Origin of the sequence: Nocardioides guangzhouensis, assembly GCF_004519545.1 — a bacterium.
Lineage (GTDB): Bacteria > Actinomycetota > Actinomycetes > Propionibacteriales > Nocardioidaceae > Nocardioides > Nocardioides guangzhouensis.
In genome coordinates, this window is the sequence record NZ_SDKM01000014.1 from 79681 (window position 1) to 105945 (window position 26265).

Sequence of the window (26265 nt, forward strand, 5' to 3'; positions counted from 1 at the left end):
TGCACCGGACCCTATCCGGAGAGCCGCCGCACCGGCGGAAGCGGCCACGGGTTCCCGGGTCGTTCATTCCTCGAGGTGCGCCTTCAGCCCGGTGAGCGTGCTGGCGACCAGCCCCTTGATGACCCGGCTGCGGACGAAGCCGGGCAGCGGGAGGTTGTGGTGGATGGTGAGGTCGTAGGTGACGGACGTCGTCCGGGGGTCCACCCGACGCAGGCTGTAGCAGCCCTCCTGCCCGGTCTGCAGGTGGCCCTCGACCATCGTCCAGCTCATCGTGTCGTCGCCGTGCTCGTAGGACAGCGTGTAGTGGTCGGTGCCGACCGTTGCCGATGCCTTGAAACGCGCCGTGGCCGGCAGCTCGTCGGCCTCGTACACCTCGAGGAGCTCGGCCTCGATGATCTCCGGGATCCAGTCCGGCTGGCCCTCGACGTCGCGGACGGTGGCCAGGACCACGTCGAAGGGGGCGGCGACCTCGACGGTCTGCTGCGCGTGGTCAGTGGGCATCGGACGCCCTCGAGCGCCGTCGTACGGCGGGTGGTGGCGGCTCGGCCGAGGCGCGGCCCAGGGCCAGCACCTCGTCGAAACCGTCGACCAGGCAGGAGTGGAGGACCGTGGAGTCGGGCACCGCGCCGCTGTCGACGTTGATCCCGAGCGCGCACGTGCCTCGGTAGGTGAGGAGGGTGACGTTGACCGCGGCGCCGATCGTCGGCCCGAAGGCGTACTGCATGGTGACCTCCGCCCCGCCGACCCACACCGGGAACGGCACCCCGGGGACGTCGCTCGCGAGGAAGTCGACGTGGCGCAGGATCGCCGCGATGTACCACCGCGGGAGCAGGTTCAGCCCGCCGGCGATCGCCTGGGTGAGCGGGAGGGAGGGCTCGCGGCGAGCCTTGCCGGCGACCTCGTGGATCAGCCGGATGCGCTCCTCGGGGTCGCGGACGCCCGCGGGCACGTCGAACCGCATGAGCGTGATCCGGTTGCCGCCCTCGGCGTCCCCGTCGGACCGGATGCTGATCGGCATCGTGACGTGGAGGTCGCCGAGCGTGGCCGCATGGTGCTCGTGGTAGCGCCGCAGCCCGCCGGTCACGCCCGCCAGGAACGCGTCGTTGAGGCTCCCGCCGGCGCTCTTGCCGGCCGCCTTCAGCTCGGCGAGCGGCACCTGGTGCACACCCAGCTCGCGCAGCATGCGTCGGTCCCTCATGATCGGCGAGGCCGTCCGGTTGATCGGCCGCACCGTCCGGTAGACCGACGCCGTCGTGCCGAGCGCCGACCGGACCGTGGTCCGGGGGTGGCGGACCAGGGCCGCGGCGGCCTTCGTCGTGCCCACGGTGGCCCCCTTGAGGAGCGACCCGGCCACTGCCACGTCGTACCCGAGGGCCCGTCGCGGTCCCGCCAGCGGGCCGGTGGCGCCGGGCGCGGGCACCGGCGGCAGGGGGCCGAGGTCGGCCGGCTCCGGCTGGAGGTCGAACACCAGGGTCGCGACCTGGAGCGCTCCGATGCCGTCGGCGAGCGCGTGGTGCATCTTCACCAGCAGCGCTGCCGCATCGTCGAGCAGTCCTTCGACGAGGGTCACCGTCCACATGGGGCGCGCGTGGTCGAACTCCGCCATCTCCGCGTTGCGCGCCATCTCGAGCACCGTCTCGAGCGTGCCCGGCTCGGGCGCCATCACGCGCCGCAGGTGGAACCGGAGGTCGAAGTCGGCGTCGTAGACCCACCGGGGCGGGGCCGGCGGAAGGGTCGGCTCGACCCGCTGCCGGAACATGGGCATGAGCCGCGAGACCCGCTCGAACCGGTCGACCAGCACGTCCCAGTCCGGCGGTCGGTCCAGCATCACGACCGACACCACCGTCGAGCGGAGCCGGGCGTCGGCTTCCATGCCCAGCGCGAACGCATCCGTGTTGCGCATGAACTCGCTCATGGGACGCTCCTCCACCTCGCTCCTCACGCTAGGACGGTCCCGGGCGGGGCGGGCGGGCCGAAGGTCCCGCGGACGCCGTCCAGACGGCGTTCTCTGCGCGGGCCTCCTCGTGGCGGGGCGTAGTCTCCGCTGCATGCCCGGTTCACTGCTCGGAAATGCCGTGCGCCGCGTCGAGGACCCGGACCTGCTCCGGGGGCGCGGCACGTTCGTCGACAACCTCCGCATCGACGGCACGCTGCACGTCGCGTTCGTCCGCTCCCCCGTCGCGCACGCCCGTCTCGCGGGTGTCGACACCACCGAGGCGGGCAAGGCTCCGGGCGTCGTTGCGGTCTACCGCGGCGGCGACCTCGGTCTCAAGCCCGGCTTCGCGTTCGTGCGCACCAACCCGAAGTGCGCGCGGCCGCCCCTCGCCGTCGACCGGGTGCACTTCGTCGGCGACATCGTGGCTGCGGTCGTCGCCGAGACCCGGGCCCAGGCGGTGGACGCGGCCGAGCTGGTCGACGTCGACTACGACGACCTGCCCGCGGTGGTGGACATGGAGGCGGCGCTCGCGCCCGGCGCACCCGCGCAGTACGACGGCGTGCCCGGCAACATCGTGCACAGCGTGCGGAGCAGGGCGGTCGGCGCGCTGGACGGCGCGGCGCACGTCGTACGCGCCCGGATCGTCAACCAGCGCCTCGCCGTCGCCCCCCTGGAGACCAACGCGGTGCTCGCCGTGCCCGGGGACGAGGGCGGCCCGCACGACCTGACCCTTCACCTCTCGACCCAGATGCCGCACAACGCCCGTACCGGCGCGGCCCGCGCGCTCGGGCTCGACGCCGAGCGGATCCGGGTCGTGGCGCCGCACGTCGGCGGCGCGTTCGGCGGGAAGGCCGGTACGTCGTCGGAGACGGTGGTCGTGGCGGCGGCGGCGCGCGAGCTGGGCCGACCGGTCGCGTGGACCGAGACCCGCTCCGAGGCGATGCTCACGATGCAGGGCCGCGGCCAGGTGCAGTACGCCGAGCTCGGGCTCGACGCCGACGGCCGGATCACCGGGCTGCGGTGCCGGGTGGTCGGCGACTGCGGCGCGTACGGCGGCTTCGGCGGCGCCTTGGCCGCGTGGTCGACACGCAGCATGTCGAGCGGCGTCTACGCGATCCCGAAGATCGAGTACGCCGCGATCGCGGCCGCAACCACCACCAGCCCCAACGGCGCCTTCCGCGGCGCCGGCCGCCCGGAGGCGGCGGCGATGCTGGAGCGGCTGATGGACCTCGCCGCCGACGAGACCGGCCTCGACCCGGTCGAGATCCGGCGCCGCAACCTGATCGCACCCGACGCGTTCCCGTACACGACCGCGATCGGCACCGAGTACGACACCGGCGAGTACGCCAAGGCCCTCGACGAGGCGCTCCGGATCGCGGGGTACGACGGCCTGCTGGCCGAGCAGGCCGCCCGCCGCGAGCGCGGTGACGTGTGCCAGCTCGGCATCGGCCTCGCGCTGTACGTCGAGGTGACCGGCGGGGGCGGCGGCGAGTTCGGCCACGTCGAGGTCGGCACCGACGGCACCGTGACCGTCCGGGCCGGCACCTCCGCGCACGGCCAGGGCCACGCGACGACGTTCTCGATGCTGGTGGCCGACCGGCTCGGCGTACCCCTCGAGAAGGTGCGCTTCGAGCAGTCCGACACGGCCGTCGTCCCGCGCGGCGAGGGCACCGGCGGGTCCCGCTCCCTCCAGCTCGGCGGCAGCGCAGTCGCTGGCGCGGCCGACGCCGTCGCCGACCGCGGCCGGGCGCTGGCGGCCGAGCTCCTGGAGGCCAGCGTCGACGACATCGAGGTGGTCGACGGCGGCTTCGGGGTGACCGGCGCCCCCGGTGCGACGGTGACGTGGGAGGAGGTGGTGGCCCGCGCGGGTGAACCGGTCGTGGCCGACCACGATTTCGTCCCCGGCGGCGCGACGTACCCGTTCGGCGCCCACGTCGCGGTGGTCGAGGTGGACACCGAGACCGGAGGCGTCCGCCCGCTGAACCACGTCGCGGTCGACGACTGCGGCCGGATCGTGAACCCGTTGATCGTGGCCGGCCAGCAGATGGGCGGCGTCGCGCAGGGGGTCTCGCAGGCCCTGTGGGAGGCGTTCGAGTGGGACGAGGCCGGCAACCCGGTGACCTCGACGTTCGCCGACTACCTGATGCCGAGCGCGGTCGACATGCCGCCGATGACGCTGGCCAACACGGTCACCGAGACGGACCGCAACCCGCTCGGCGCCAAGGGCATCGGCGAGTCCGCGACCGTCGGGTCGACCCCCGCGGTGCAGAACGCCGTGGTCGACGCACTCAGCCACCTCGGGGTGCGCCACCTCGACCTGCCGCTCTCCCCCGCCAGCGTCGCGCGCGCGGTGCTGGCGGCGCAGGGTGGCGACCTCGCCGACCCGTGGTCGGAGCCGCCGGCCGCGTTCGACACGATCCCGGTCACCGACGCGGGCGACGAGGACGAGGAGCAGGCCAACATCTAGGAGGGACGGATGGACGAGCTCACCCGGCTCGACGAGGACTGGGAGCGCGCGCTGTGCATCGTCGCGCACCCCGACGACATGGAGTTCGGGGCCGCGGCCGCGGTCGCGCGCTGGACCGGACAGGGCAAGAGCGTCGCCTATTGCATGGCCACCAGCGGCGAGGCCGGCATCGACGGCATGGACCCGGACGAGTGCCGCGGGGTGCGGGAGGCCGAGCAGGTCGCGTCAGCCCGGCTGGTCGGTGTCGAGACCGTGGAGTTCCTCGGCCTCCCCGACGGCGTCCTCGAGTACGGCGTCCCGTTGCGGCGCACCCTCACCGCCGTCGTACGCCGGCACCGCCCGGACATCGTGATCACCGGCAACTTCCGCGACACCTGGGGCGGGCAGAACCTCAACCAGGCCGACCACATCGCGATCGGCCGCGGCGTCCTCGACGCGGTGCGCGACGCCGGCAACCGCTGGGTGTTCCGCGACCAGGTCGAGCAGGACGGGCTCGAGCCCTGGGGCGGCGTCCGCGCGGTCTGGGCGTTCGGCTCCCCCGACGGCCGGCACGCGGTCGACATCACCGACACCTTCGACGTCGGCGTCGCCTCGCTGGAGGCGCACCGGGCCTACATAGGGGGGCTCGGCTGGACGGACTTCGACCCGCGTGAGTTCCTCGAGGGCTTCACCCGCCCACCGGGATCCCGGTTGGGGGTCACCTACGCGGCGCCGTTCGAGGTGTTCCCCATGGGCTGGGGCGGCTGACGGTCGCCAGTCCCGGGTCGCCGCACCCACGCGCACTTGCAATCCGTACCGAGGTACGGGTTTACCCTCGCTGCATGAGCTCTCCCGACACCTGGGCGGACGTCGACGCCTGCACCCTGCCGACCGCCGAGCGGCCCCTGCGGGTGGCCGAGCTCGACGACCTCTTCGCGACCGTGACCGCCGTCGAGCGCCCCTCCCCCACCCTGCTCCGGCTGGTCCTCGCCGGACCGGGCGACCTGCTCGGGACGGCCCGTGACCTCGCCGCCCGGGAGTCCGCCTGCTGCTCGTTCTTCACCTTCACCGTCACCCCCGCGGACGGCGGCGTGCGCATGGACGTGTCGGTCCCGGCGGCCCGGGTCGACGTGCTCGACGCGCTGGCGGAGCGGGCATCGTGACCGCGGCGTACGACGAGCCGCACCTGCGCAGCGGTCAGGTCGCCGAGGCTGCCGGGGTGAACGGCGAGACGCTCCGCTACTACGAGCGGCGCGGCCTGATCTCCGAGCCAGCCCGCAGCCCCGGCGGGCACCGCCTCTACCCGCCCGGGGTGGTCACCCAGCTGCGGGTGATCAAGGCGGCGCAGCGGCTCGGGTTCAGCCTCGACGAGGTGGCCGACCTGCTCGCCGCCGGCCGCCACCGGCACGGCCGTGCGGACGCCGGGCTGCAGGCGTCGGCACGCACCAAGCTCGCCGAGGTCGAGCAGCGGATCGCCGACCTCGAGACCATCCGCGGGCGGCTGTGCGAGGCGCTCGAGGCCGGCTGCGACGACCTGCTGGAGTGTGCGGAGTCCGACAGCTGCCCGCTGCCCTTCGTCGACCTCGCGGCGGTGCACCGTGGCTGACCGGCACGTGCTCGGCGCGGGAGCGGCCGCGTGCGCCGCCTGCTGCGCCGCCCCGGTCGCCGGACTGGTGGGGATCGGGATCACCGACGCCTGAGCTTGCGGTCTGGGGGTCAGGCGCGGCCGAGGGCGTCCAGGGCGGCCATCTGCTCCTGCGAGAGCTCGAAGCCGTCGAGGTCCGCGTTGGCCACGATCCGCTCGCGCTGCGTCGACCGCGGGATCACGACCACGTCGTGCTGCAGGTGCCAGCGCAGCACCACCTGGGCCGGGGTGCGCTCGAGGTCCGCGGCGATCCCGGTCACCACCTCGTGCTCGAGCACGCCGCCCCGGAGGCCGCTGTAGCCCTCGAGCACCACGCCCCGGGCCCGGTGCGCCTGCACGACCGATGGCCGGTGCAGCAGCGGGCTCCACTCGATCTGGTTCACCGCCGGGGTCACGCCGGTCGCCTCGGTCACCTCGTCGATCAGCGCGGGCTCGAAGTTGCTCACGCCGATGTCGCGTGCCCAGCCGCGCTCGCGGGCCTCGACGAACGCCCGCCAGGTGTCGACGGTGCTGCCCTGACGGACCGGCGAGTGCACCAGCCAGAGGTCGACCCGGTCGAGACCGAGCCGGTCCAGGCTCGCCTGCAGCGTCTCCAGCTCCCGGCCGGCCATGCTCGGCGGGCACTTCGTGGTCACGAACACCTCGGCCCGCGGGACGCCGCTCTCGTGCAGCGCGCGGCCCACCTCGGCCTCGTTGCGGTACATCGTCGCGGTGTCCACGTGCCGGTAGCCGCACTCCAGCGCGGTCCGGATCGCCGGCACCGCGAGCTCCCCGCGCAGCGTCCAGGTGCCGAAGCCGAGGAGCGGCATCCCCGCACCGCTCGGGAGCGGGAGGGTGCGGGTCGGCACGTGCGGTCGGGGGCTCACCCTCCGGAGCCTAGGCGACCCCTTGCACCGCGCAACCGTTTCGACGAACGCGGCAGGTGCTCAGCGGGTCGGGTCGTCACCGAGGGCCTGGTGGACCAGCTCCTCCCCCTTGTCGGCGAGGGTGCCGGCGACCCCCTCGACCACGTCGCCCGCCTTCTCGACCACGCCCTCGACCTTGCGCTCGGCCACGTTGCTCGCGACCCCCTCGATCACCTTCCCGGCACCCTCGGTCAGGAGCTCGACCGGGCTCTCGCCGCCGAGCTCGTCGAGGTCGAGGCGGTTGGTCGCCTCCGCGAACCGCAGGTAGGTGTCGACGCTGGCCACCACGACCCGGGCGTCGAGCGTGAGCACCTCGATGCCCAGCAGGGAGACGCGGGCGTAGGCGTCGACCACGATCCCCTTGTCGAGGATCGTCTCCACGACGTCGGCCAGTCCGCTCGGCGCGGGGCGCGCCAGATACCCCGACCCCTGTTCCCGCATGCCGGGCTCCCTCGGTCACTCGTCCCCCGGACAACAACAACCGAGGTCCCGTACCCAGCGGACGCCGCACCACACGGCGCAGCCCGAGAAATGACGACCGCCCCCGACCCGTCGTGCGGGTCAGGGGCGGCTCCTGGGCTCCCCCGGTTGGACTCGAACCAACAACCCTCCGGTTAACAGCCGAATGCTCTGCCAGTTGAGCTACAGGGGATCGCTGTGGCAGCCCGGGAACAATAGCAAGGGACCTCCCGGGCGGCGAAATCCGGGCCGGCCGATCGGTCAGCCCAGGCCGACCTCGTCACGGGCCTGCGCCAGTGCCTCCTCGGCGGCGGCACGGACGGCCGGGTCGTCGGGGTCGACGCCCTCCTCGAACTCGTAGACCCAGCTCAGCGGCCGGTCTCCGCGGGGCGCCCGACGGGCGATCACGAACACGCCCCGGCGGCCGTTCACCGGCACGTGCCGCTGGAGCACGACGCTGGCGGTGACCCGCTCCCGCACCAACGGCAGGAACCGCCCGGGCTCGTCGACCAGCAGGCGGTGCACCGGTCGCCGCTCGCCCCAGGTGCCGACCTCGGTGACGGTCAGCGTGCTGTCGTCGGACTCCCAGTCGGCCCGCTCGACGGTCTCCCACGGGATCCGTCGGTCGCCGACGTACAGCGCGTCGCGGGTGCCGACCGCGATCGTCCCGTCGCGCGCGACGACTCCGGCCAGCACCTTCTCGCCAGGCCCCACCGGAGCGCGGCGTACGGCGTCCGGCTGGCGCCCGGGGCCCAGTCCCCTCACTGGGCACCCATCGCCAGGTCGCGCAGCTTGCGGCGGTGCTGCTCGAGCGCGACCAGCTCACCGAACATCCGGTTGTACTCCGTCGCGTGCTCGACCGGGTTGGTCCGCTGCAGCCGCGACTTCAGGTCGGTGATCCGGCGCATCGCGGTCAGCTCCTGGAGCCGGAACACGTGGGCGTGGACGTACGCCGTGTCGGGCTCCTTCGCGGACAGGATCGGTTCGACCGACAGGGCGCTCAGCGCCGACGAGGTCGCCGGGTCGGTGGCGTGGTCGCGCAGCCGCGGGGCCCAGCCGGGGTCGGCGGCGCCGGCCTCGACCCCGCCCTCCTTGGCGATGATCTCCCAGACCGCGCGGTAGGTCGGGTGCGTGAAGTCGTTGGTGTCGAGGTCGCGGGCGAACCGGCCGACCGTCGCCGGGTGGTGCAGGACCAGCTTGAGGGTCTCGCGCTCCAGCGCGAACCGGGGGTCGCGGAGGTCGGGCACCGGTGGCGCGGCGGGGCGCTCGGCCGTGGTCACCTCGTCCGGACGGCCTGCTCGTCCCGGGCCCGCGGGCTTGCCGCCACGGGCGGCCGCCCGGCGCACCTCCGCGCGGGCCTCGTCGACGTCGACCCCGATGGTCGCGGCGATCTCGCGCGCGAACGCGTCGACCTTGGACTTGTCGCGGACGCTGCTCACCAGCCGCGCCGCCTCGCGCAGCGCGTCCACCCGGCCGTCGGCCCGGTCGAGGTCGTAGCGGCCGATCACGTTGGAGAGCACGAACCGGTAGAGCGGCACCCGCCGGGCGACCAGCTCGCGCACCGCGGCGTCGCCCTTCCGGATCCGCAGGTCGCACGGGTCGAGGCCGTCGGGCTCGATCGCCACGTAGGTCTGCGACACGAAGTTCTGGTCGCCGCCGAACGCCCGCAGGGCGGCCTTCTGGCCGGCGGCGTCGCCGTCGAAGGTGAAGATCACCTCGCCGCGGAACTCCTCGTGGTCGTGCAGGAACCGGCGGAGCACCCGCGCGTGGTCGTCGCCGAACGCGGTGCCGCACGTGGCGACCGCGGTGCCGACGCCGGCGAGGTGGCAGGCCATCACGTCGGTGTAGCCCTCGACCACGACGGCCTGCGAGGAGCGCGCGATCTCCCGCCGGGCCAGGTCGATGCCGTAGAGAACCTGGGACTTCTTGTAGATCGGCGTCTCGGGGGTGTTGAGGTACTTCGCCTCGATCCGGTCGTCGTCGAAGATCCGGCGCGCGCCGAAGCCGATCGTGTCACCCGAGGCGTCCCGGATCGGCCACAGCAGCCGGCCCCGGAACCGGTCGTAGAGGCCGCGCTGGCCCTCGCCGACCAGGCCCGCGGTGACCACCTCCTCCTGGCTGAAGCCCTTCTGCCGCAGGTGCCGGTGCAGGGCCTCGCCGTCGCGGAGCGCGAAGCCGATGCCGAAGGTGTCGGCCGCGTCCTTGTCGAAACCGCGCTCGCCGAGGAACTGTCGCGCCACCAGGGCGTCCGGGCCGCCGAGCGCGTCGGCGTAGAACGCCTGCGCCTCCTTGTGCGCGGCGACCAACCGGCCGCGCTGCGGCCCGCGCTGTTGCCGGACCTCCCCCGGGCCGTCCTCGCGGCGGAGCGTGACGCCGGTCTTGTCGGCCATCCGCTCGACGGCCTCGGTGAAGCCGATGCCGTCGATCTTCATGAGGAAGGTGAAGACGTCCCCGCCCTCGTTGCAGCCGAAGCAGTGGAAGAAGTGTCGGGCCGGCGTGACGTGGAACGACGGGGACTTCTCGTCGTGGAACGGGCACAGGCCCTTCATCGAGCCGCCGCCGGCGTTGCGGAGCGTGACGTAGGAGGAGACGACCTCGTCGATCCGCGCCTTCTCGCGGACCTCCGCGATGTCCTCGTCCCTGATCCGGCCAGCCACGTCGCGGAGTCTACGTGCCGGGCGGTTCAGGTGAGGCGGGCATGGCGGGCCACGGCCGACGCGTCGGTCAGGGAGGCCACCTGGTCGATGACCGCGCGGCGCCGGCCGGCGTCGTCAGGGGCCTCCTTCCAGTCGTCGGCGAAGGCCCGGTCGAGCGCGTCCGGGCCGCGCTCGAGCAGGGCGGCAACCAGCTCGGCGAGCAGCCCGCGCTGTCGCTCCATGGCCGCCACCCGGTCGTCCGCGCGCATGACGTAGTGGGCGGCGATGCCCTTGAGCACCGCGATCTCGAGCCGGGTGCGCTCGGGGACCACCAGCGACGCGGCGTAGCGCACGAACGGGCCGTCCGAGGCCGCGAACGTCGCCTCCTGCGCGCTCCCGCAGAACCGTCCGATCAGGTCGCTGGTGAGGTTCTTCAGGGCGGCCTGCGCCCGCCGGGTCCCGTCGTACGCCGACTCCGGCCAGCCGGCGACCGCGGCCAGGTCGTCGAGAACCTCGTCGAGGAGGTCGTCGCCGGCGTCGGGGAGGTACCAGTCGCGGACGGTCTGCCAGGCGGCCGGCCGGTCGATCCGGGACAGGTCGATCCGCCCCGCCACCACGCCGTCCTCGACGTCGTGCACGGAGTAGGCGACGTCGTCGGCGAGGTCCATCACCTGCGCCTCGAGGCACTGCGCCTGTTCCTGCGCGGTCCCCTCCACCCCGGCCCGCATCCAGTCGAAGACCGGACGGTCGTCGTCGTAGACCCCGAACTTCACCACCACCCGCGGCGACCCGTCGGCGTGCACGCCGGTCGGCTCGGAGGCGGCCGACCGGGGCCAGGGGTACTTCGTGCAGGCGTCGAGCGTGGCCCGGGTCAGGTTGAGCCCGACGGACCGGCCGGCCGGGTCGAAGGTCTTGGCCTCCAGCCGGGTGAGCAGCCGGAGCGTCTGGGCGTTGCCCTCGAAACCCCCGCAGCCGGAGCTGAGCTCGGCCAGCACCCGCTCGCCGTTGTGGCCGAACGGCGGGTGGCCGAGGTCGTGGGCGAGCGCCGCCGTCTCGCAGACGTCGGGCTGGCAGCCCAGCGCCCGGGCCAGGTCGCGGGCCACCTGGGCGACCTCGAGGCTGTGGGTGAGCCGGTTGCGGACGAAGTCGTCGGTCTGCGGGCCGACCACCTGGGTCTTGGCCGCCAGACGCCGCGACGCCGCCGCGTGCACGACCCGCGCCCGGTCCCGCTCGAACGCGGTGCGTTCGGGGGCGGCCACCCGCTTGGGGGGTTCGGGCACGAGGCGCTCGCGCGCGGCGGCGTCGTAGAGGTCGGCGTCCATCGCTGGTGACCCTAGCGGTGGCCGCCCACCGTCAGCAGTCGGACGGCGGTGCCGGGACGGTCAGTACGTCGTGACGTGCACGTGGTCGTAGTGGTTGGCGGTCGTCGACCCGCGGTCGGACATGCCCCGCCAGCCCTCGCCGCTGCGGTCCACGGACCAGATCTGCTGGGAGTAGATGATGTAGTTCACGCCCAGCTCGGCGTAGTGGGCACGGACGAAGTCACGGACCTCGTAGCCCTCGGCACCGCTGACCATGATGTCGATGGCCAGGCCCTGGGAGTGCTCGCCGTCGCCCCGGAACGTGCCGTACGTCGTGATGTCGGGGAACGCCGCGCAGACGGCCTCGTGCACCTTGACGATGTTGGGGCTCACGCCGCTCGGCACCGAGGTGCCGTTGGTGCAGGAGCCGCCGATGCCGGCCGGGTCCTCTTCGGGCTTCTCGTCGGAGAGGTACTCGGCGGTGACCCAGAGCGCCTCGTCCTTCACCACGATCTCGGCGCGTCCGCTGTCGGTCCGGCCGGTGATCAGCACCTTCTCGCCCGAGTCGAGGAGACCCACGTTGCGGGCGCCGTCGTCGGCGGCGGTCCAGAGGTTGAGGTCGGCGGTCGCCCAGCGCTTCTCGCTCGCACCGCGGACGGCCTTGCGGGTCGCGGCGAGCTCGGCGGCGGTCTGCTTCTTCTGGAAGGACGCGAGGGAGGCGAGCCGACCGGTGTCGTAGCTCGAGCGGCCCGAGGAACGGGAGACGCTGTCGTCGTCGCGGGTGAGGCTGCCGATCGCGTTCCGGTTGTTGGAGGCGACCATGTCCTGGGTGCCGGGGGTCGAGGCGAGGACGCCGACCGCGACCGACGCGAGGGTCGCCGTGAGGGCGATGGGCCCGGCGACGAGGGCTACCGGGTGCTTCTTCTTCTGCTGGCTCGGGTTCTTGGTCTTGTTCTTGGGGCGGGCATTGGTGTCCCGCTTGTGGCGAGGGTCTGCCACAGCGCTGATCCTTTGCGATTGCTGACATGGCTTCGTGCCGCCGGCCGATCCGGCCCGAGGCACGAAGAACCGAGTGAAACATAAAGCGTCGCGAAATGTCCCATTCCTGCGGCAACTCCGGAGCGTGTTCCCGCTCACGGGCCCGGCGATGCGCCGGAGGACCACTGGTCTAGAGCGGAAGAGAGGCCCGGGTCGGCCGCCGGGTCAGCCGCCCCCTCAGCCGCCCGAGGTCTCGCTGAGCTCCTCGGTGAGGCCGTACCCGGAGCCGTCGGTGTCGTCGAGCCACCCCTCCGGGAGCACCACCCGCTTGCGGGGGCTGCCCTGGCGACCCCGCGGCGTACCGAGCTCGGCGACCGGGAACGGCTCGTCGGGGTCGAGCTCGGCGAGCAGCACCTCGAGCTCGGCCAGCGTGCTCACCAGCGCCATCGCGTGCCGCAGCGGACCGCCGGCCCGGAAGCCCTTGAGGTACCACGAGACGTGCTTGCGGAACTCCTTGCAGCCGCGCTCCTCCCCCATGTGCTCGACCAGCAGCTCGGCGTGGCGGCGCATCATCGCGGCCACCTCGCCCAGCGTCGGGAGGGTGGCGACCTGCTCGCCGGCGAACGCGGCGGCGAGGTCGCGGAACAGCCACGGCCGCCCCAGGCAGCCGCGGCCGACGACGACGCCGGCCACGCCGGTCTGCTCGACCATGCGCAGCGCGTCACCGGCCTCCCAGATGTCGCCGTTGCCGAGGACGGGGATGTCGACGTGCCCGACCAGTTCGCCGATCGCGTCCCAGTCGGCCTCACCGGAGTAGGCCTGATCGACGGTCCGGCCGTGCAGCGCGATCGCGGCCGCGCCGGACTCCTGCGCGATCCGCCCGGCGTCGAGGAAGGTCAGGTGGTCGGCGTCGATGCCCTTGCGGGTCTTCATGGTGACCGGGACGTCGTATCGCCCGGCCGCGGCGACCGCGGACTCCAGGATGTCGGCCAGCAGGCCACGCTTCCACGGCAGCGCTCCCCCGCCGCCCTTGCGGGTGACCTTCGGGACCGGGCAGCCGAAGTTGAGGTCGATGTGCGCGACGCCGTACTCCGCGCACAGGATCTCCGCCGCCCGCCCGACGTACGACGGGTCGGTGCCGTAGAGCTGGACGCTGCGGACGCTCTCGAGCTCGTCGAAGACCAGCATCGACCTCGTGACCGCGTCACCCTCGACCAGGCCGCGGCTGGTGATCATCTCGCAGACGTACAGCCCGGCCCCCTGCTCGGCGCACAGCCGGCGGTACGCCGCGTTGGTGATGCCGGCCATCGGCGCCAGCACGACCGGGGTCTTGACGCGGACGTTGCCGAGCGTGAGACCCCCGGTGAGCGGGGAGGTGGCGGTGGCGGACACGGTCGTCATTGTCCGCCGCCCCGGCGACGGGCCCAAATCAGGTGCTCGCCGGTGCGGACCCTCCCCTGTGACGACGGCGGAGTGCCACGATGGGCGGATGCAGGAACCACGTCTGCTCCTCCAGGAGGAACGCCGGCAGGTCATGCAGCGCCTGGCCGGGCTGACCGACGACTACGACGAGGTGGTCGCGGCGACGCTCGACGCCAACCAGGACGACGAGCACGACCCCGAGGGCGCGACCATCGCGTTCGAGCGCTCCCAGGTCGGGGCCCTGATCGAGCAGGCCCGCACGCACCTGTCCGAGGTCGACGCGGCGGTCGCCCGCCTCGAGGCCGGCACGTACGGCGTGTGCGAGCGGTGCGGCCGGGCGATCGCGCCGGGACGGCTGGAGGCCCGTCCGACCGCCCGGCTCTGCATCGACTGCGCGTCGGCGCGCCGGTAGCCAGGCCAGCGATGCAGTTCCAGCGACTCTCGGTCGTCCGCCTGATGACCCCGGACCCGCGGCCGCCGGACGGCCCGGACGACGACCGGATCCAGGCCGAGCACCTCGCCTACCTGGCCAGCCTGCGCGACCGCGGGCTGATCGCGCTGAACGGGCCGGTCCGCGGCGGCGACACCCCCGGGCTGCGCGGGCTGACCGTCTACACGGTCGACGCCGACGAGGCCCGGGCGCTCGCCACCGCCGACCCGGCCGTGCGGGCCGGCTGGTTCGAGGTCACCGTGGACACCTGGTGGGTCCCGTCGGTGCCGGTGACCCTGGGTGACCGGGCGGACATCGACGTCGGGTGACGACGGACCGTCGGGACGGCTACTCGCCGGGGCCCTCGCCCGCCGCGATCTGCTGCGCGAGGTACTGCGCGGTGCCGACCCGCTCGAGCGCGTCGACCTGGCCCTCGAACCAGTCGGCGTGCTTCTCCTCGTCACGCACCATCTCCTCGAACACGGCGGCCGTGCCGTGGTCGCCGAGCTGGTGGCACTCCTCGGCCGAGGCGTTGAACTGCGCGACCGCCGCCAGCTCGCTGGCCAGCGCGAGGCGCAGCATCTCCTCGGGTGTCTCGCCGGCCCGGATCGGGTTCAGCCGCTGCACGTTGGGATGGCCGTCGAACAGGAGGATCCGGTTGATCAGGTCGTCGGCATCACGCATCTCGTCGATCGACAGCTCGTAGAAGACCTTGCCCAGCCTGGGCAGTCCCCAGTTGTCGAGCATCCGGGCGTGCAGGAAGTACGTGTTGGTCACGGTGAGCTCGAACGTGAGCGCGTCGTTCAGGAGCTCCACGACACGAGGGCTAGCTGGCTGCACCATCCACCTCCACGAGACCGCGTTCTTCCTCCAGATGCTGGCACAGGAGTGCCCGCACGGAGAAGACGCAGGTGCCGCAGTCGCGTCCCGCGCCGGTGGCCTTGCACGCGGCGGCGACCGTGCGAGCCCCCTCAGCGACGGCGGCAGTGATCGCACGGTCGCTGACGACGCGGCAGTGGCACACGATCACGTCGCGCTCCTGGAGTTCGGTAAGGCTTGCCTAATAACAGCACACTCTAACCCGCCCTCCCTCCCTGCCGGAACTGCGTCCCGGACCGACCACGATGCGGACGTCCGGCGACCGCCACCTGCTCAGCCGGCCGGGACCGTCCGGAGCGCGGTGGCCTCGAACCGGCCGGCCGCGCACCGGACCGTCGCGACCAGCTGGCCGTCGTCCCACAGGGCCTGCTCGGCATCCTTCCTGGTGAGGGCCGGGTCGGTGTCCGCCGTGGCGTGGACCGTCACCGTCGCCCCTACGTACGCCGCGGGCCCGTCGGTCACCCGCAGCGCCAGCCGGTACGGCGGTCGCAGGTCGCCGTCGAAGCGCGGCTTCCGCGGGCCGGTGACGCCCAGCCAGGCACCGGTGAGCTCGACCTGCCCGGGCGACGTGCACCACGGAGCGCGGAACCAGACCCGGGTGGACGGCGGCAGCATGCGCCCCCGGCGCACGAAGACCGCACCATTCCAGAGCACGGCCACGTCCGGGTCGATGCCCGCGAGCTCCTCGACCCGGACCGCCTCGTCGTGAGGGGCGGGGCCTTGCTCGCCGGTGTCGTCGCAGCCCGGCACCGCGGCGCGCAGCGTGCGGCCGGTGGTCGCCGGGGTCCGCCTCAGCTCGCCGGTGCCGAGGTAGTCATGACCGTCGTAGCGGATCAGCGCCGCGCACGACGCGGCATCGCCGGAACCGGAGCCGGGGCCCGCCCCGGACCCGCAGCCGGCGAGGGCGAGGAGGGCCGCGACCACGAGGAGCACGTGGTGGACGGGCCGTGACCTGGTCGGGGTTCCCACGTCAGTGGGACGGCGGTGGTCGGTGGGCGGTTCCCGTCGGGGAACCGAACCGTCACCGTCCCCGGTCGACACCTCACTCGACGGCGAGCAGCCGTCGCGCCGCCTTCGCGGCCAGGGACGTCGAGCGACCCCCGGCCACCCGGCGCAGCTCGTCGGGGACGGCCACCGGCCGGCCCGAGCGTTCGGCCAGCTCCGCGGCCGGTTCGAGGAACGCACCGGCGTCCCGACGCCCGGGAAGCACGGGGAGCAGCGCGGCCAGCGCGTCGAGGACCGGGACGACGGCCGCATCGTCGGCGATCGCCGTCGCGGCCAGGCCCTCCGCGACGCGCTTGCCGATCACCGTGTCGTCGGCGAGCAGGGCGCCGGCCTGGCGACCCAGCTCGGAGCCGTCGAGGCGCCCTGCGGCCGCCAGGTCGAGCAGGGCGTCCTGGGTAGCCGTGCGGGCGCGGGCGTCCCGGGCCGCCAGGCCCAGCACCAGGGCGGACGCGAGCGGTGCGTCGCCCGGCCCGCGGGAGCGCGCCCAGGCGTCCGCCAGCGGCACGGTCTGCGCACGGTCCCTGGCCAGGTCCCGCACCAGGAACGGGTGAACGTGGGCGGCCAGGTGGTCGGGGTGGTGCGGCAGCATCAGGGTCGCGAGCCCGAGTGCCTGCTCGAACCTCGAGTCGTAGAGCCCCTGGTGCAGGCGGTCTCCACGGACGTCGTCCAGCGGGTGGCGGCGCGAGAGCAGGGCCGCCACGGGACCCTCCCGGCCGACACCCGACGCCCGGTCGCGGAAGGTCACCATCGCGACCGGTTGCTGGAACGGGTAGCGCTGCGGCACCACGTCCGCCACCCGCTCCCACACCGGCCGGGCCTCACGCACCTCCGTCACCGCACGGGCCACGATCCTGGCGGCCCAGCCGCGGCCGACGCTCACCTCGTCGAGCCGGTCCGGGTGGACCCGGAGCACCGCCAGCGCGAGGTCCTCCGGCACCGGCCGGCCCCGGCGGGGCCCGGCCAGCCGCTCGGAGAGGTCGGCGGGGTCGATGGACCCGTCGGCGTACGTCGGGAGTGCCACCGACGGCGCTCCCCCCGTGCGGACGGCTCGGGAGACCGCTTGGAGCCGTAGCGACAGCGTCTCCATCAGCGAACGCGACGGCGGCCGCCGGTCCAGCCAGCCGCTCTCCCCCAGGAAGAGGTTCGCGCCCCGGCGGGCAGCGCTGCGGTCATCGCTCAGCCAGGCGCTGGCCAGCGCGCACAGGACCTGAAGGAGCGCGCCGTAGTGCTCGTCGTCGACTCGTCGCAGGAGCACCTCGGCGGCGGCCGGCCGCTGGGTGGCGAACCGGAGGGCGCCGTCGAGGAGGCGCTCCACGGCGATCGGGTCGTCGGCCTCCTCGATGAGCTGGAGGAAGAGCTCCGTGAGCTCGTCGGGGTCCGCGACCGGGACCACCCGTTCCGGCTCCGGCGGCAGAACCGGAGCCGGGGCAGTGAACGGCGCGGCGTCCACCATGCCTGGGGCCAGGTCGGAGGCCAGGTCGGGGGCGATGCCGGCGAGCAGGGCCATCGCCTGCTCCCGCACGTCGGTCCGCGGGTGGTCGAGCGCCACCGCTGCGGCGTCGCCGACCGCGGCGGCCGGGTGGGCCCTCGCCACCGCGGCCAGGAGGCGCAGCTGCGCCGCGACGCTGGACTTGTCGGGCCGGGCCAGCGTCGCCCGGCTGGCCTCCAGCAGCGGGTCGACATCGAGACGGTCGACGAGACCGAGGAGCCGCTTCTGCGCCAGCTTCACGGACGGCCCGTGGTCGACCGTGAGGAGTCGGCACCAGACCTGCTGCCTGGCGAGCACCTCGTCGTCGGTGGGGTCCAGCTCGCCCAGCAGCCCGACGTACCACGCGATGTCGACGGCGGCCCAGTCCTGCAAGGGGGCCGCGAGGGCGGCGTCGAGCAAGCGGCTCCGGTCGATGACACCGTCGTTCGCCAGCGCCGCGAGCCCGTGCCGCCAGGTGCGTTCCGGCGTCGGCTCGCGGCGCGCCTCCGCCGGTCGCCCGGGCGGGGTCCACGGCTTCTGCAGCCACGAGTCCTGGTAGGCGAGCCGCCGACCCGCGGTCTCGAGCGCGAGCAGGTCCCACAGCTCGTGCTCGAGGAGCCCCGGATCCCGCTCGAGGCACTGCCGGGTGGTCTCGGTCGCGTCCCAGCGCGGATCCGCGCGGACGCCGTGCACCAGGTGCAGCAGGTAGTCGGCGGACTCGGCCGGGCGGGCGGCCAGGCCCTCGCGGACCAGGGCGCGGACCAGCGGCCAGTTGGAGGACTCGGCGAGCAGCGCGTCGGGGAGCTCCGGCAGCCAGTGCGGCTGCCGGTCGCGCAGCACCCGGATCGCGAGGTCGACCTGCCCGTGGTCAGGTCCCCAGAAGAACGAGAACGCCGTGGCCACCTGCCGGGGCCCACCCAGGGTGCCGAGTGCGGCCAGGAAGAAGCCGGCACGAGATGTGCGGTCCGGGTAGTTCTCCTTGCCCCACGCACGCACGGCGGGCGCCAGCTTCTTGCGCTCCACCTCGGTCAGCGGGGCCAGCCGGTCCACCAGCGTGTGCCGGTGCTCCGAGCCGAACATCGCGATCAGCTCGTCGGCGTCCATGTCAGGTCCCCCGTCGTTCGAGATCCACGGCCAGTGCGTGCTTGCAGGGCCCGCGGCTGGCCCGGTGACGGCCGAACCAGGGGCACGTGCACCGGTCCCCCTCGGGCGTCCGGCGCACCACGTGCTCGGTGCCACCGCTGGTGACGTAGCCGGTGCTCCCGTCGAGCCGCACCGCTCCGGCCTCCACCAGTGCCCGGGCGTCACGCAGCCGTGGGTGCATGGCGGCCAGGCGCTCGGCGTCGTAGGGCAGCTCGCGGTGGAAGTACGCCGAGTCGGCCGCGTCGAAGCCCACGCGCCCCGCGGCGCCCAGCCGGCCCAGCGCCCGGCGGACCCGGTCCTCGGCGAGCCCGGCCTCGACGGCCAGTCGGGCCACGTCGATGCGGGGCTCGAAGGCCAGCAGGGCGCTGACCACGTCGGCATCCTCCTCGGTCGCGTCGTCGGCGAGGTCCCAGAGCACGCCACCCTCCCCGGAGAAGCCGCGGCTGAGGTCGGGGCTGAGCCCGACGACCAGACGGGCGTCGTCGAGGTCGAGCTCCCAGATCCCCCCAGCCCCCAGGGGGTCGTACGGCGCGGCGTAGGCACGCAGTGCACGCGCGAACCGGAGCAGCGGCTCGAGCGGCTTGAGCCGGTCGGTGCCGGAGAGGCTGACCCCGGAAGGGTTCGGCCGGCTGGTCAGGCGCAGTCCGCGGCCGGCCGGCACCACCCACAGGGGCTTGCGTCCGGCGGTGGCGGGCAGGGACCGCAGGAACCGACGAGCCTCGGCTGCCGGCACCTCGAACGCGGGGGTCGAGACGGCGGCCACCAGCTGCACCTCGACGAAGCCCTTGAGCCACCGCTCGGGCAGCGGCACCTTCCGCTCGACGACGGTTGCCTCCATCGTGGTGACCTCGACGTCCTCGCCGACCCGCAGGTGGACCGGGTCGAGACCGCCGACCGTCGCCAGCGCCCGGCGCATCGGCGGGTTGAAGTCGACGTTGGTGGTGCCCGTGTCGATCGCGGGACCGTCGAGGGCGCCCGGCAGCACGTCGTACCGTGCGTAGACGCCGCAGCACGCCGAGAACGACTCGAAACGCAGCCGGTCGCCGTTGCTGGTGACCACCGGGTCGGCCGCGCGGAGGATGGCGGCGACCATGCCGGGCGGTGTGTAGAAGCGGGTCCGGGCCACCTTCGCGACCGCGAGCAGCGCGGCAGCGGACTGCTCGGGATGGCCGAGGAAGCCGTCGAAGAACACCGGGTGCGCGGCCGGTCCGCGCGACGTCACGCCACCGCTCGTCGCGAGCGCGACCTCGGTGCCCGCGGGCTCGACGACGACCGTCGACGACCGTGGGTAGCGGTAGATCTGCTCCGGAGCCGCGGCCACTCGTGCACACTAGGCGAGCCGACCGACCGGAGGGACGCAGATGGGGGAACTCCCGACCGTCGAGCAGCTGGTCCGAGCCGGAGCGCTCAGCCCTTCGCGGCGACCTTCTGCTTCGCCTGCGCCGGCCGCGTGATCTTGCCGGTCCAGGTGATCGGCTCGGTGTCCTCGGTCGGCCGCATCGCGATCGCCTGGAGCCTGGTCTTCTCCGCGGCGAGGAACACCAGGCACTGCTGGGCGCGCTTGCCCTCGGTGAACTGCCTGGGCAACGGCTGGCTGGGGCACGGCCTGAACGAGCTGGTGATCCGCGCCGCCGGGAAGAGCACGTCGGAGCCGTTGTCGAGGAAGATCGGCAGCTCGACGCCGGACAGGTTGGAGGTGCCGGTGTTCTTCACCGTCACGTGCACGTAGTACGGCGTGGAACGCTTCATCGCGCGGTCGAGCTTGAACGCGGAGAAGTCCTTCATCGTCGCCCGGTCCAGGCGGTCCACGCTGACGTCGACCTCCCCCTCCAGGCCCTGCTTCGGCGACCAGGTGAGCGGGGCCGAGTCACCGAGGGCGAGCTCGGCACCCGGCTGGGGGGTCTGGCTGCCGTCGCCGTCCGGGCCGTTGGTCGAGATGGTCGAGTCGCCGCCGGCGGTGGTCGAGCTGCCGGACCCCTCGCCGCTGTCGTCCCCGCCGCAGCCGCTCAGGGCGAGCGCAGCGACGAGGGCGAGCGGGGCGAGGCGGGCGAGCGTCGTCATGCGGCCATTGTGCATACCGGTCTCCACAGGTCGGGGCGACGCGCTCAGCAGCCGACGAGACGCGTCGCGAAGTACGCGGAGATGCCGTCGAGGCCGATCCGCTCCTGCTGCATCGTGTCTCGCTCGCGGACGGTGACCGCGTTGTCGTCGAGGGTGTCGAAGTCGACCGTGACGCAGTACGGCGTGCCGATCTCGTCCTGGCGGCGGTAGCGGCGACCGATCGCGCCGGAGTCGTCGAAGTCGACGTTCCAGCCGGCCGAGCGCAGCTCGGTCGCGAGGGCCTTGGCCTTCGGGGACAGGTCCGCGTTGCGGGACAGCGGCAGCACCGCGACCTTCACCGGCGACAGGCGCGGGTCGAGTCGGAGCACGGTGCGCTTGTCGACGCCGCCCTTGGTGTTCGGCGCCTCGTCCTCGTGGTACGCGTCGACGAGGAAGGTCATCAGGCTGCGCGAGAGGCCGGCCGCGGGCTCGATGACGTAGGGCACGTAGCGCTCGTTGTTGGCCTGGTCGAAGTAGGAGAGGTCCTGGCCGGAGTGCTTGGCGTGCGTGGTCAGGTCGAAGTCGGTGCGGTTCGCGATGCCCTCGAGCTCGCCCCACTCAGAGCCGGAGAACCGGAAGCGGTACTCGATGTCGACGGTGCGCGTCGAGTAGTGGCTCAGCTTCTCCTGGGGGTGCTCGTAGTGACGCAGGTTGTCCGGGTCGATGCCCAGGTCGACGTACCAGCGGGTGCGCTCGTCGATCCAGTACTGGTGCCACTCCTTGTCCTCGCCCGGCTTGACGAAGAACTCCATCTCCATCTGCTCGAACTCGCGGGTGCGGAAGATGAAGTTGCCCGGCGTGATCTCGTTGCGGAAGCTCTTGCCGATCTGGGCGATGCCGAACGGCGGCTTCTGGCGGCTCGAGGTCACCACGTTCGCGAAGTTGACGAAGATGCCCTGGGCGGTCTCGGGGCGCAGGTAGTGCAGGCCGGTCTCGTCCTCGATCACGCCGAGGTAGGTCTTGAGCAGGCCGGAGAACTGGCGCGGCTCGGTCCACGCGCCGCGGGTGCCGCAGTTGGGGCAGGCCACGCTGGCGAGGTCGACGTCGTCGGGGTCCTCGATGCCCTTCTTCTCGGCGAACTCCTCCTGGAGGTGGTCCGCCCGGAACCTCTTGTGACAGGACTGGCACTCGGTGAGCGGGTCGGTGAAGGTGTCGACGTGACCGCTGGCCTCCCACACCTGACGGGGCAGGATGATGCTGGAGTCGAGGCCGACCATGTCGTCGCGCATGGTGACCATCGAGCGCCACCACTGGCGCTTGATGTTCTCCTTGAGCTCGACGCCGAGCGGGCCGTAGTCCCAGGCCGATCGGGTGCCGCCGTAGATCTCGCCGCAGGGGAAGACGAAACCCCTCCGCTTCGCGAGGGAGACGACGTTGTCCACGGTCGAGGGGGGCGGCTTGGCCACGAAGATCACTCCTGGGTCGGCCGGCTGGCTGCCGGTCAGGTGGTCGAAGGATCAGCCTAACGAGCGCCGCCACAGGATCGTGTGCTCGGGGTGGGTCCCGGACTCACCGGGAGCGAGGTGGGCCGCCGTCCTCGGCGGCGCCGCCGGCTGCGTCGTCCCCCGCCGCTCCGGTCAGTGCCCCCGCCGCGAGGACGGCGGCGAGCAGTACGCCCGTCCCCCGCTACGAACGCTCCCTCGTCCTGCCCTGCGCCCCGAAGGGCACGCGACAAGCATTCCGGCACGACCGTCCGGACACCATGCCCCGGCCGGGGCATATTCGGACATCTCGGACGGGTGGGCGGGGCGCTACCACCCGCGTCACCGGGAGACCGGGACCGGTGCGGGTGGGGTGCAGGGTGCTCAGGTGACGCGCGGGTCGGCCGTGTTCACGGGCTCGCCCGGCAGCACCGCCTCGAAGGCGCTGGGCTCGTCGAGGGCCCGGCTCAGCAGCGGAACGGCGCCCACCTTGACGTCGTACGACGACAGCGCGCGGCGGTAGGCGCCGACGCTCTCCCACCGCGTGGTCAGCACCCAGAGCTCCGGGTCGTCCACGTTGCGGCCGACGTGCCCGTCGAGGTAGCCGGGCCGCCCGGCCAGCAATCCGTGCGCCGCCTCGAGGTCGGCCCGGAAGCCGACCGCGGCGTCCTCGGCGACCCGGAACCTGTTCACCACCAGCACGACCGCCACCCTAAGCCGCGCGCCCGCTGGTTGAGGAGCGGGCGCCGCCCGCTGGTTGACGAGCGAGCGCCGCCCGCTGGTCGAGGAGCGAGCGCCAGCGAGCGACTCGAAACCGAGTGCGCACGACCCGGCGGCAGGACGAGTTGACAATGATTCTCAACTGACCTGAGAATCGTTCTCATGTCAACGTCGCTCCGTGCCCGCCTGGCACTGGTGCCGGCCGCCGCCGTGCTGCTGGGCGGCTGCAGCGCCCTGACCAGCGAGCCCGCGGACGACCACACAGTGGTGGCCGCGTTCTACCCGCTGGCGTGGGTGGCCGAGCGGGTGGCCGGCAACGGGTTCGACGTCGTCAACCTCACCCAGCCGGGCAGCGAGCCGCACGACCTCGAGCTCTCGATCCGGGAGACCGCCGCGGTCGAGGACGCCGGCCTGGTCATCCACGAGCAGGGATTCCAGCCGGCCGTGGACGCCGCGATCGAGCAGAACGCCCAGGGGGCGGTGCTGGACGTGACCGACGTCGTCGACCTGCGGCCGTTCGCCGAGCACGACCACGAGGACGGGCACACCGACGACCACACCGACGAGCACACCGACGAGGAGCACTCCGCCGACGACGGCCACGACCACGGCGACCTCGACCCGCACTTCTGGCTCGACCCGCTGCTTCTCGCCGACGTCGGCGACGCGGTCGCCGACGAGCTGGCCGGGCTCGACCCGGGCCGGGCCGACCAGGTCCGGGCCAACGCCGCCGACCTGCGGGCCGACCTCGAGCGCCTGGACCGGGAGTACGCCGCGGGGCTGGCCGACTGCGAGCGGGACACGGTGGTCGTCAACCACGACGCGTTCGGCTACCTCGCCCACTACGGGCTGCACATCGAGCCGGTCGTGGGCCTCTCCCCCGACGCCGAGCCGACGCCTGCCGACCTGGCCCGCCTGCACGACCTGGTCGAGGCCGAGGGCATCACCACCGTCTTCGCCGAGACCCTGGTCAGCCGCAAGACCGTCGACACCCTGGCCGGCGACCTCGGCGTGGAGGTGGCGGTGCTCGACCCGATCGAGGGACTGAGTGACCAGACCGCCGACGAGGACTACCTTTCCCTGATGCGGCGCAACCTGCGCGAGCTCGAGAGGGCGAACGGATGTCGATGACGTCCCCCACCGTGGTCACGGTCGACGGAGCGGCGGTCGCGATCGCCGGCCGACCGGTGCTGCGCGGCATCTCGATGGAGGTGCGGCAGGGCGAGTTCGTGGCGCTCATGGGAGCCAACGGCTCCGGCAAGTCCACCCTGGTCCGCGCCATGACCGGGCTCCGCCCGCTGACGGCGGGTTCGGTCCACCTGTTCGGCGAGGACCTCGACGGTTTCCACCAGTGGCAGCGGATCGGCTTCGTCCCGCAGCGCGCCACTGCCGCGTCCGGCGTACCCGCCTCGGTCTGGGAGGTCGTCGCCTCGGGTCGGCTCACCCGCCGCCGCTGGCTGCGACCGCTGCTCGGCCCCGACCGGGCCGCGATCCGCGCCGCCCTCGAGGTGGTCGGGCTGGCCGACCGGGCCCGCGACGGCGTGACCGCGCTCTCCGGCGGCCAGCAGCAGCGGGTGCTGATCGCCCGGGCGCTGGCCGGTGAGCCGGAGCTGCTGTTCCTCGACGAGCCGACCGCCGGCGTGGACCTGCCCAACCAGGAGGCGCTGGCCCGGGCCCTCGGGGTGCTCAAGGACCGCGGCGCGACGATCGTCCTGGTCGCCCACGACCTCGGTCCCCTGGCCCCGCTGGTGGACCGGGCGCTGGTGATGCGCGACGGACGGCTGGCCTACGACGGGGCGCCGCTGGCCGACGACGCCGTGCACCACCCGCTGTTCCTCGAGTCGCACAGCCACCACCACCACGAGGCGCCGCGGCACGACCACGCCCCGCACGTCGCGGCACCCCTGGACGGCGGGGTCGGCGGCACCGCGAGCGGCCTCGGCACCGGCAACGGGTCCGGCCGGCCGGACGGGAGGGCCTGATGGACATCCTCGGCTACGACTTCATGATCCGGGCGATGCTGGCCGCGGTGTTCACGGGCCTGGCCGCCCCGACGGTCGGCACCTACCTCGTCCAGCGCCGGCTGGCCCTCATGGGCGACGGGCTCGGGCACGTTGCGGTGACCGGTGTCGCGCTCGGCCTGCTCACCGGCTCCTCCCCCACCTGGACCGCGATCGTGGTCGCGGTGCTGGGCGCGGTGCTGGTCGAGGTGATCCGGGTGCAGGGGCACACCAACGGCGACGTCGCGCTGGCGCTGCTGTTCTACGGCGGCATCGCCGGCGGCGTGCTGATCACCGGGATCGCCGGCCAGAGCGCGGCGCGGCTGCAGGAGTTCCTGTTCGGGTCGATCACGTCGATCTCGGTCAGCGACGTGTGGGCGACGATGGCGCTCGCGACACTGGTCGTGGTGATCTGCGTCGGCCTGATGCCGCAGCTGTTCGCGGTGGCCCAGGACCAGGAGTTCGCGCGGGTCGCCGGTCTCAACGTGCAGGCCTACAACGTGCTGGTCGCGGTGCTGGCCGCGGTGACCGTGACGGTCGCGATGCGCACGGTGGGGCTGCTGCTGGTCTCGGCGCTGATGGTGGTGCCGGTGGCCACCGCGCAGCAGGTCACCCGGTCGTTCCGCACGACGCTCGCGCTGGCCATGGGCCTCGGCGTGGCGGCCTCGTTGGGCGGGCTCGTGGTGAGCGCGTTCGCGTCGTACCAGTGGCGGGTCGCGCCCGGTCCCACGATCGTGCTGCTCGCGCTGGCCGGGTTCGCGGTGACCTGGCCGATCGGCGCGGTGCTGCGCCGGCGGGCCCGGCTGCGGACCCCGTTCGTCGCCGAGCCACCGCTCGGGCACGAGGTCACCGACGAGCACCCGCACGTGCACGGCGACGACTGCGGGCACCCGGCGGTCGAGCACGGCGACCACGTCGACTACATCCACGACGGCCACCGCCACGCGGCGCACGGAGGTCACTATGACGAGCACTGAGCGGGGCGAGGCCCAGCCGCTGCGCCCCACGAAGCAGCGGACCGCGGTGGTCGAGGCGCTGGCCGCCTTCGACGACTTCCGCAGCGCCCAGGAGATCCACGAGCTGATCGGCCGGGCCGGCAGCAACGTCGGCCTGGCCACGGTCTACCGCACGCTGCAGAAGCTGTCCGAGGTCGGCGAGGTGGACATGCTGCGCACCGAGGACGGCGAGGCGATCTACCGTCGCTGCTCGGCGACGCACCACCACCACCTGGTCTGCCGGTCCTGCGGCGCCACCGTCGAGGTCGAGGGGCCCACCGTCGAGCGGTGGACCCGGTCGATCGCCTCGGAGCACGGGTACGCCGACATCAGCCACACCCTCGAGATCTTCGGCACCTGCCCGGCCTGTCGCTAG

Annotated in this window: 27 protein-coding genes and 1 tRNA gene; 10 read left to right on the forward strand and 18 right to left on the reverse strand. The window is 73.3% G+C overall.

Annotation, left to right across the window (positions count from 1 at the left end; translation table 11 throughout):
- Positions 1-63 precede the first annotated feature (63 nt).
- Both EKO23_RS11240 and EKO23_RS11245 read right to left on the reverse strand, forming a co-directional pair.
- Positions 64-501, reverse strand: a complete 438-nt coding sequence (locus EKO23_RS11240; RefSeq protein ID WP_134717251.1) for an SRPBCC family protein — start codon at positions 499-501, stop codon at positions 64-66.
- On the reverse strand, positions 491-1915 hold the full coding sequence (locus tag EKO23_RS11245) for a wax ester/triacylglycerol synthase domain-containing protein (RefSeq protein ID WP_134717253.1): 1425 nt from the start codon (positions 1913-1915) through the stop codon (positions 491-493). The genes EKO23_RS11240 and EKO23_RS11245 overlap by 11 nt, the downstream gene beginning before the upstream one ends.
- Positions 1916-2048: 133 nt before the next feature.
- Between EKO23_RS11245 and EKO23_RS11250 the strand changes: the two genes are divergently transcribed.
- The 4 genes from EKO23_RS11250 (at position 2049) to EKO23_RS11265 (ending at position 5988) form a co-directional block, all read left to right on the forward strand.
- Positions 2049-4403, forward strand: a complete 2355-nt coding sequence (locus tag EKO23_RS11250; RefSeq protein WP_134717255.1) for a xanthine dehydrogenase family protein molybdopterin-binding subunit — start codon at positions 2049-2051, stop codon at positions 4401-4403.
- A 9-nt stretch (positions 4404-4412) separates the two neighbouring features.
- Complete coding sequence (locus EKO23_RS11255; protein WP_134717257.1) at positions 4413-5150, forward strand: PIG-L deacetylase family protein; 738 nt, start codon at positions 4413-4415, stop codon at positions 5148-5150.
- 74 nt (positions 5151-5224) lie between these two features.
- Positions 5225-5545 carry a hypothetical protein gene (locus EKO23_RS11260; RefSeq protein ID WP_134717259.1) on the forward strand — a complete coding sequence of 107 codons (321 nt, stop codon included), beginning with the start codon at positions 5225-5227 and terminating at the stop codon, positions 5543-5545.
- Positions 5542-5988, forward strand: coding sequence for a MerR family transcriptional regulator (locus EKO23_RS11265; RefSeq protein WP_246051029.1), 447 nt, complete (start codon positions 5542-5544; stop codon positions 5986-5988). Before EKO23_RS11260 ends, EKO23_RS11265 begins: the two co-directional genes overlap by 4 nt.
- A 110-nt stretch (positions 5989-6098) precedes the next feature.
- Here EKO23_RS11265 and EKO23_RS11270 read toward each other — a convergent pair whose 3' ends face one another.
- The 8 genes from EKO23_RS11270 to dusB all read right to left on the reverse strand — a co-directional run bounded on the left by EKO23_RS11270 (position 6099) and on the right by dusB (position 13707).
- Positions 6099-6893 (reverse strand): aldo/keto reductase, encoded by a 795-nt coding sequence (locus EKO23_RS11270; RefSeq protein ID WP_246051030.1) that lies wholly within the window; start codon positions 6891-6893, stop codon positions 6099-6101.
- A gap of 60 nt (positions 6894-6953) precedes the next feature.
- A complete protein-coding gene (gene gvpJ, locus EKO23_RS26690; protein WP_134717261.1) occupies positions 6954-7373 on the reverse strand; it encodes a gas vesicle protein GvpJ in 420 nt (139 codons plus the stop codon).
- Positions 7374-7511: 138 nt separating this feature from the next.
- A tRNA-Asn gene (locus tag EKO23_RS11280) sits at positions 7512-7584 on the reverse strand.
- Between the two features lie 68 nt (positions 7585-7652).
- Positions 7653-8156 carry a hypothetical protein gene (locus EKO23_RS11285; RefSeq protein ID WP_217702579.1) on the reverse strand — a complete coding sequence of 168 codons (504 nt, stop codon included), beginning with the start codon at positions 8154-8156 and terminating at the stop codon, positions 7653-7655.
- Entirely contained in the window at positions 8153-10048 is a 1896-nt protein-coding gene (dnaG, locus tag EKO23_RS11290) for a DNA primase (protein ID WP_134717263.1), read from the reverse strand. The genes EKO23_RS11285 and dnaG overlap by 4 nt, the downstream gene beginning before the upstream one ends.
- Positions 10049-10074: 26 nt before the next feature.
- The gene (locus EKO23_RS11295) at positions 10075-11349 is read right to left on the reverse strand and encodes a deoxyguanosinetriphosphate triphosphohydrolase (RefSeq protein ID WP_134717265.1); all 1275 of its coding nucleotides are present in this window, start codon (positions 11347-11349) and stop codon (positions 10075-10077) included.
- A 60-nt stretch (positions 11350-11409) separates the two neighbouring features.
- Positions 11410-12327: a VldE C-terminal domain-containing protein gene (locus EKO23_RS11300; RefSeq protein WP_134717267.1), complete on the reverse strand. Its 918-nt coding sequence runs from the start codon at positions 12325-12327 to the stop codon at positions 11410-11412.
- Positions 12328-12543: 216 nt separating this feature from the next.
- The gene (gene dusB, locus EKO23_RS11305) at positions 12544-13707 is read right to left on the reverse strand and encodes a tRNA dihydrouridine synthase DusB (protein WP_134717269.1); all 1164 of its coding nucleotides are present in this window, start codon (positions 13705-13707) and stop codon (positions 12544-12546) included.
- Positions 13708-13795: 88 nt separating this feature from the next.
- Here dusB and EKO23_RS11310 point away from each other — a divergent pair, with 88 nt between their 5' ends.
- Positions 13796-14140 carry a TraR/DksA family transcriptional regulator gene (locus EKO23_RS11310; protein WP_134717271.1) on the forward strand — a complete coding sequence of 115 codons (345 nt, stop codon included), beginning with the start codon at positions 13796-13798 and terminating at the stop codon, positions 14138-14140.
- An 11-nt stretch (positions 14141-14151) separates the two neighbouring features.
- A complete protein-coding gene (locus EKO23_RS11315) occupies positions 14152-14487 on the forward strand; it encodes a YciI family protein (RefSeq protein WP_134717273.1) in 336 nt (111 codons plus the stop codon).
- A 19-nt stretch (positions 14488-14506) separates the two neighbouring features.
- Here EKO23_RS11315 and bfr read toward each other — a convergent pair whose 3' ends face one another.
- The 8 genes from bfr to EKO23_RS11355 all read right to left on the reverse strand — a co-directional run bounded on the left by bfr (position 14507) and on the right by EKO23_RS11355 (position 22876).
- On the reverse strand, positions 14507-14974 hold the full coding sequence (gene bfr, locus EKO23_RS11320; protein WP_246051031.1) for a bacterioferritin: 468 nt from the start codon (positions 14972-14974) through the stop codon (positions 14507-14509).
- Positions 14975-14984: 10 nt separating this feature from the next.
- Entirely contained in the window at positions 14985-15188 is a 204-nt protein-coding gene (locus EKO23_RS11325; RefSeq protein WP_134717275.1) for a (2Fe-2S)-binding protein, read from the reverse strand.
- Between the two features lie 122 nt (positions 15189-15310).
- A complete protein-coding gene (locus EKO23_RS11330; RefSeq protein WP_134717277.1) occupies positions 15311-15970 on the reverse strand; it encodes a DUF6281 family protein in 660 nt (219 codons plus the stop codon).
- Between the two features lie 109 nt (positions 15971-16079).
- Positions 16080-18614, reverse strand: a complete 2535-nt coding sequence (locus EKO23_RS11335; protein WP_134717278.1) for a DUF6493 family protein — start codon at positions 18612-18614, stop codon at positions 16080-16082.
- Between the two features lies 1 nt (position 18615).
- Complete coding sequence (locus tag EKO23_RS11340) at positions 18616-19974, reverse strand: SWIM zinc finger family protein (RefSeq protein WP_217702580.1); 1359 nt, start codon at positions 19972-19974, stop codon at positions 18616-18618.
- Positions 19975-20060: 86 nt separating this feature from the next.
- Positions 20061-20714: a hypothetical protein gene (locus tag EKO23_RS11345; protein WP_134717280.1), complete on the reverse strand. Its 654-nt coding sequence runs from the start codon at positions 20712-20714 to the stop codon at positions 20061-20063.
- A 44-nt stretch (positions 20715-20758) separates the two neighbouring features.
- Complete coding sequence (locus EKO23_RS11350) at positions 20759-22159, reverse strand: glycine--tRNA ligase (RefSeq protein WP_134717282.1); 1401 nt, start codon at positions 22157-22159, stop codon at positions 20759-20761.
- Between the two features lie 399 nt (positions 22160-22558).
- Positions 22559-22876, reverse strand: a complete 318-nt coding sequence (locus EKO23_RS11355) for an antibiotic biosynthesis monooxygenase family protein (RefSeq protein ID WP_134717284.1) — start codon at positions 22874-22876, stop codon at positions 22559-22561.
- Positions 22877-23056: 180 nt separating this feature from the next.
- Here EKO23_RS11355 and EKO23_RS11360 point away from each other — a divergent pair, with 180 nt between their 5' ends.
- Genes EKO23_RS11360 through EKO23_RS11375 form a run of 4 tightly spaced genes read left to right on the forward strand, consistent with a single transcriptional unit; the run spans position 23057 to position 26265 of the window.
- Positions 23057-24025: a metal ABC transporter substrate-binding protein gene (locus tag EKO23_RS11360; RefSeq protein ID WP_134717286.1), complete on the forward strand. Its 969-nt coding sequence runs from the start codon at positions 23057-23059 to the stop codon at positions 24023-24025.
- A complete protein-coding gene (locus EKO23_RS11365; RefSeq protein ID WP_134717288.1) occupies positions 24022-24876 on the forward strand; it encodes a metal ABC transporter ATP-binding protein in 855 nt (284 codons plus the stop codon). Before EKO23_RS11360 ends, EKO23_RS11365 begins: the two co-directional genes overlap by 4 nt.
- The gene (locus tag EKO23_RS11370; protein WP_134717290.1) at positions 24876-25871 is read left to right on the forward strand and encodes a metal ABC transporter permease; all 996 of its coding nucleotides are present in this window, start codon (positions 24876-24878) and stop codon (positions 25869-25871) included. The genes EKO23_RS11365 and EKO23_RS11370 overlap by 1 nt, the downstream gene beginning before the upstream one ends.
- Entirely contained in the window at positions 25858-26265 is a 408-nt protein-coding gene (locus tag EKO23_RS11375; protein ID WP_134717292.1) for a Fur family transcriptional regulator, read from the forward strand. The genes EKO23_RS11370 and EKO23_RS11375 overlap by 14 nt, the downstream gene beginning before the upstream one ends.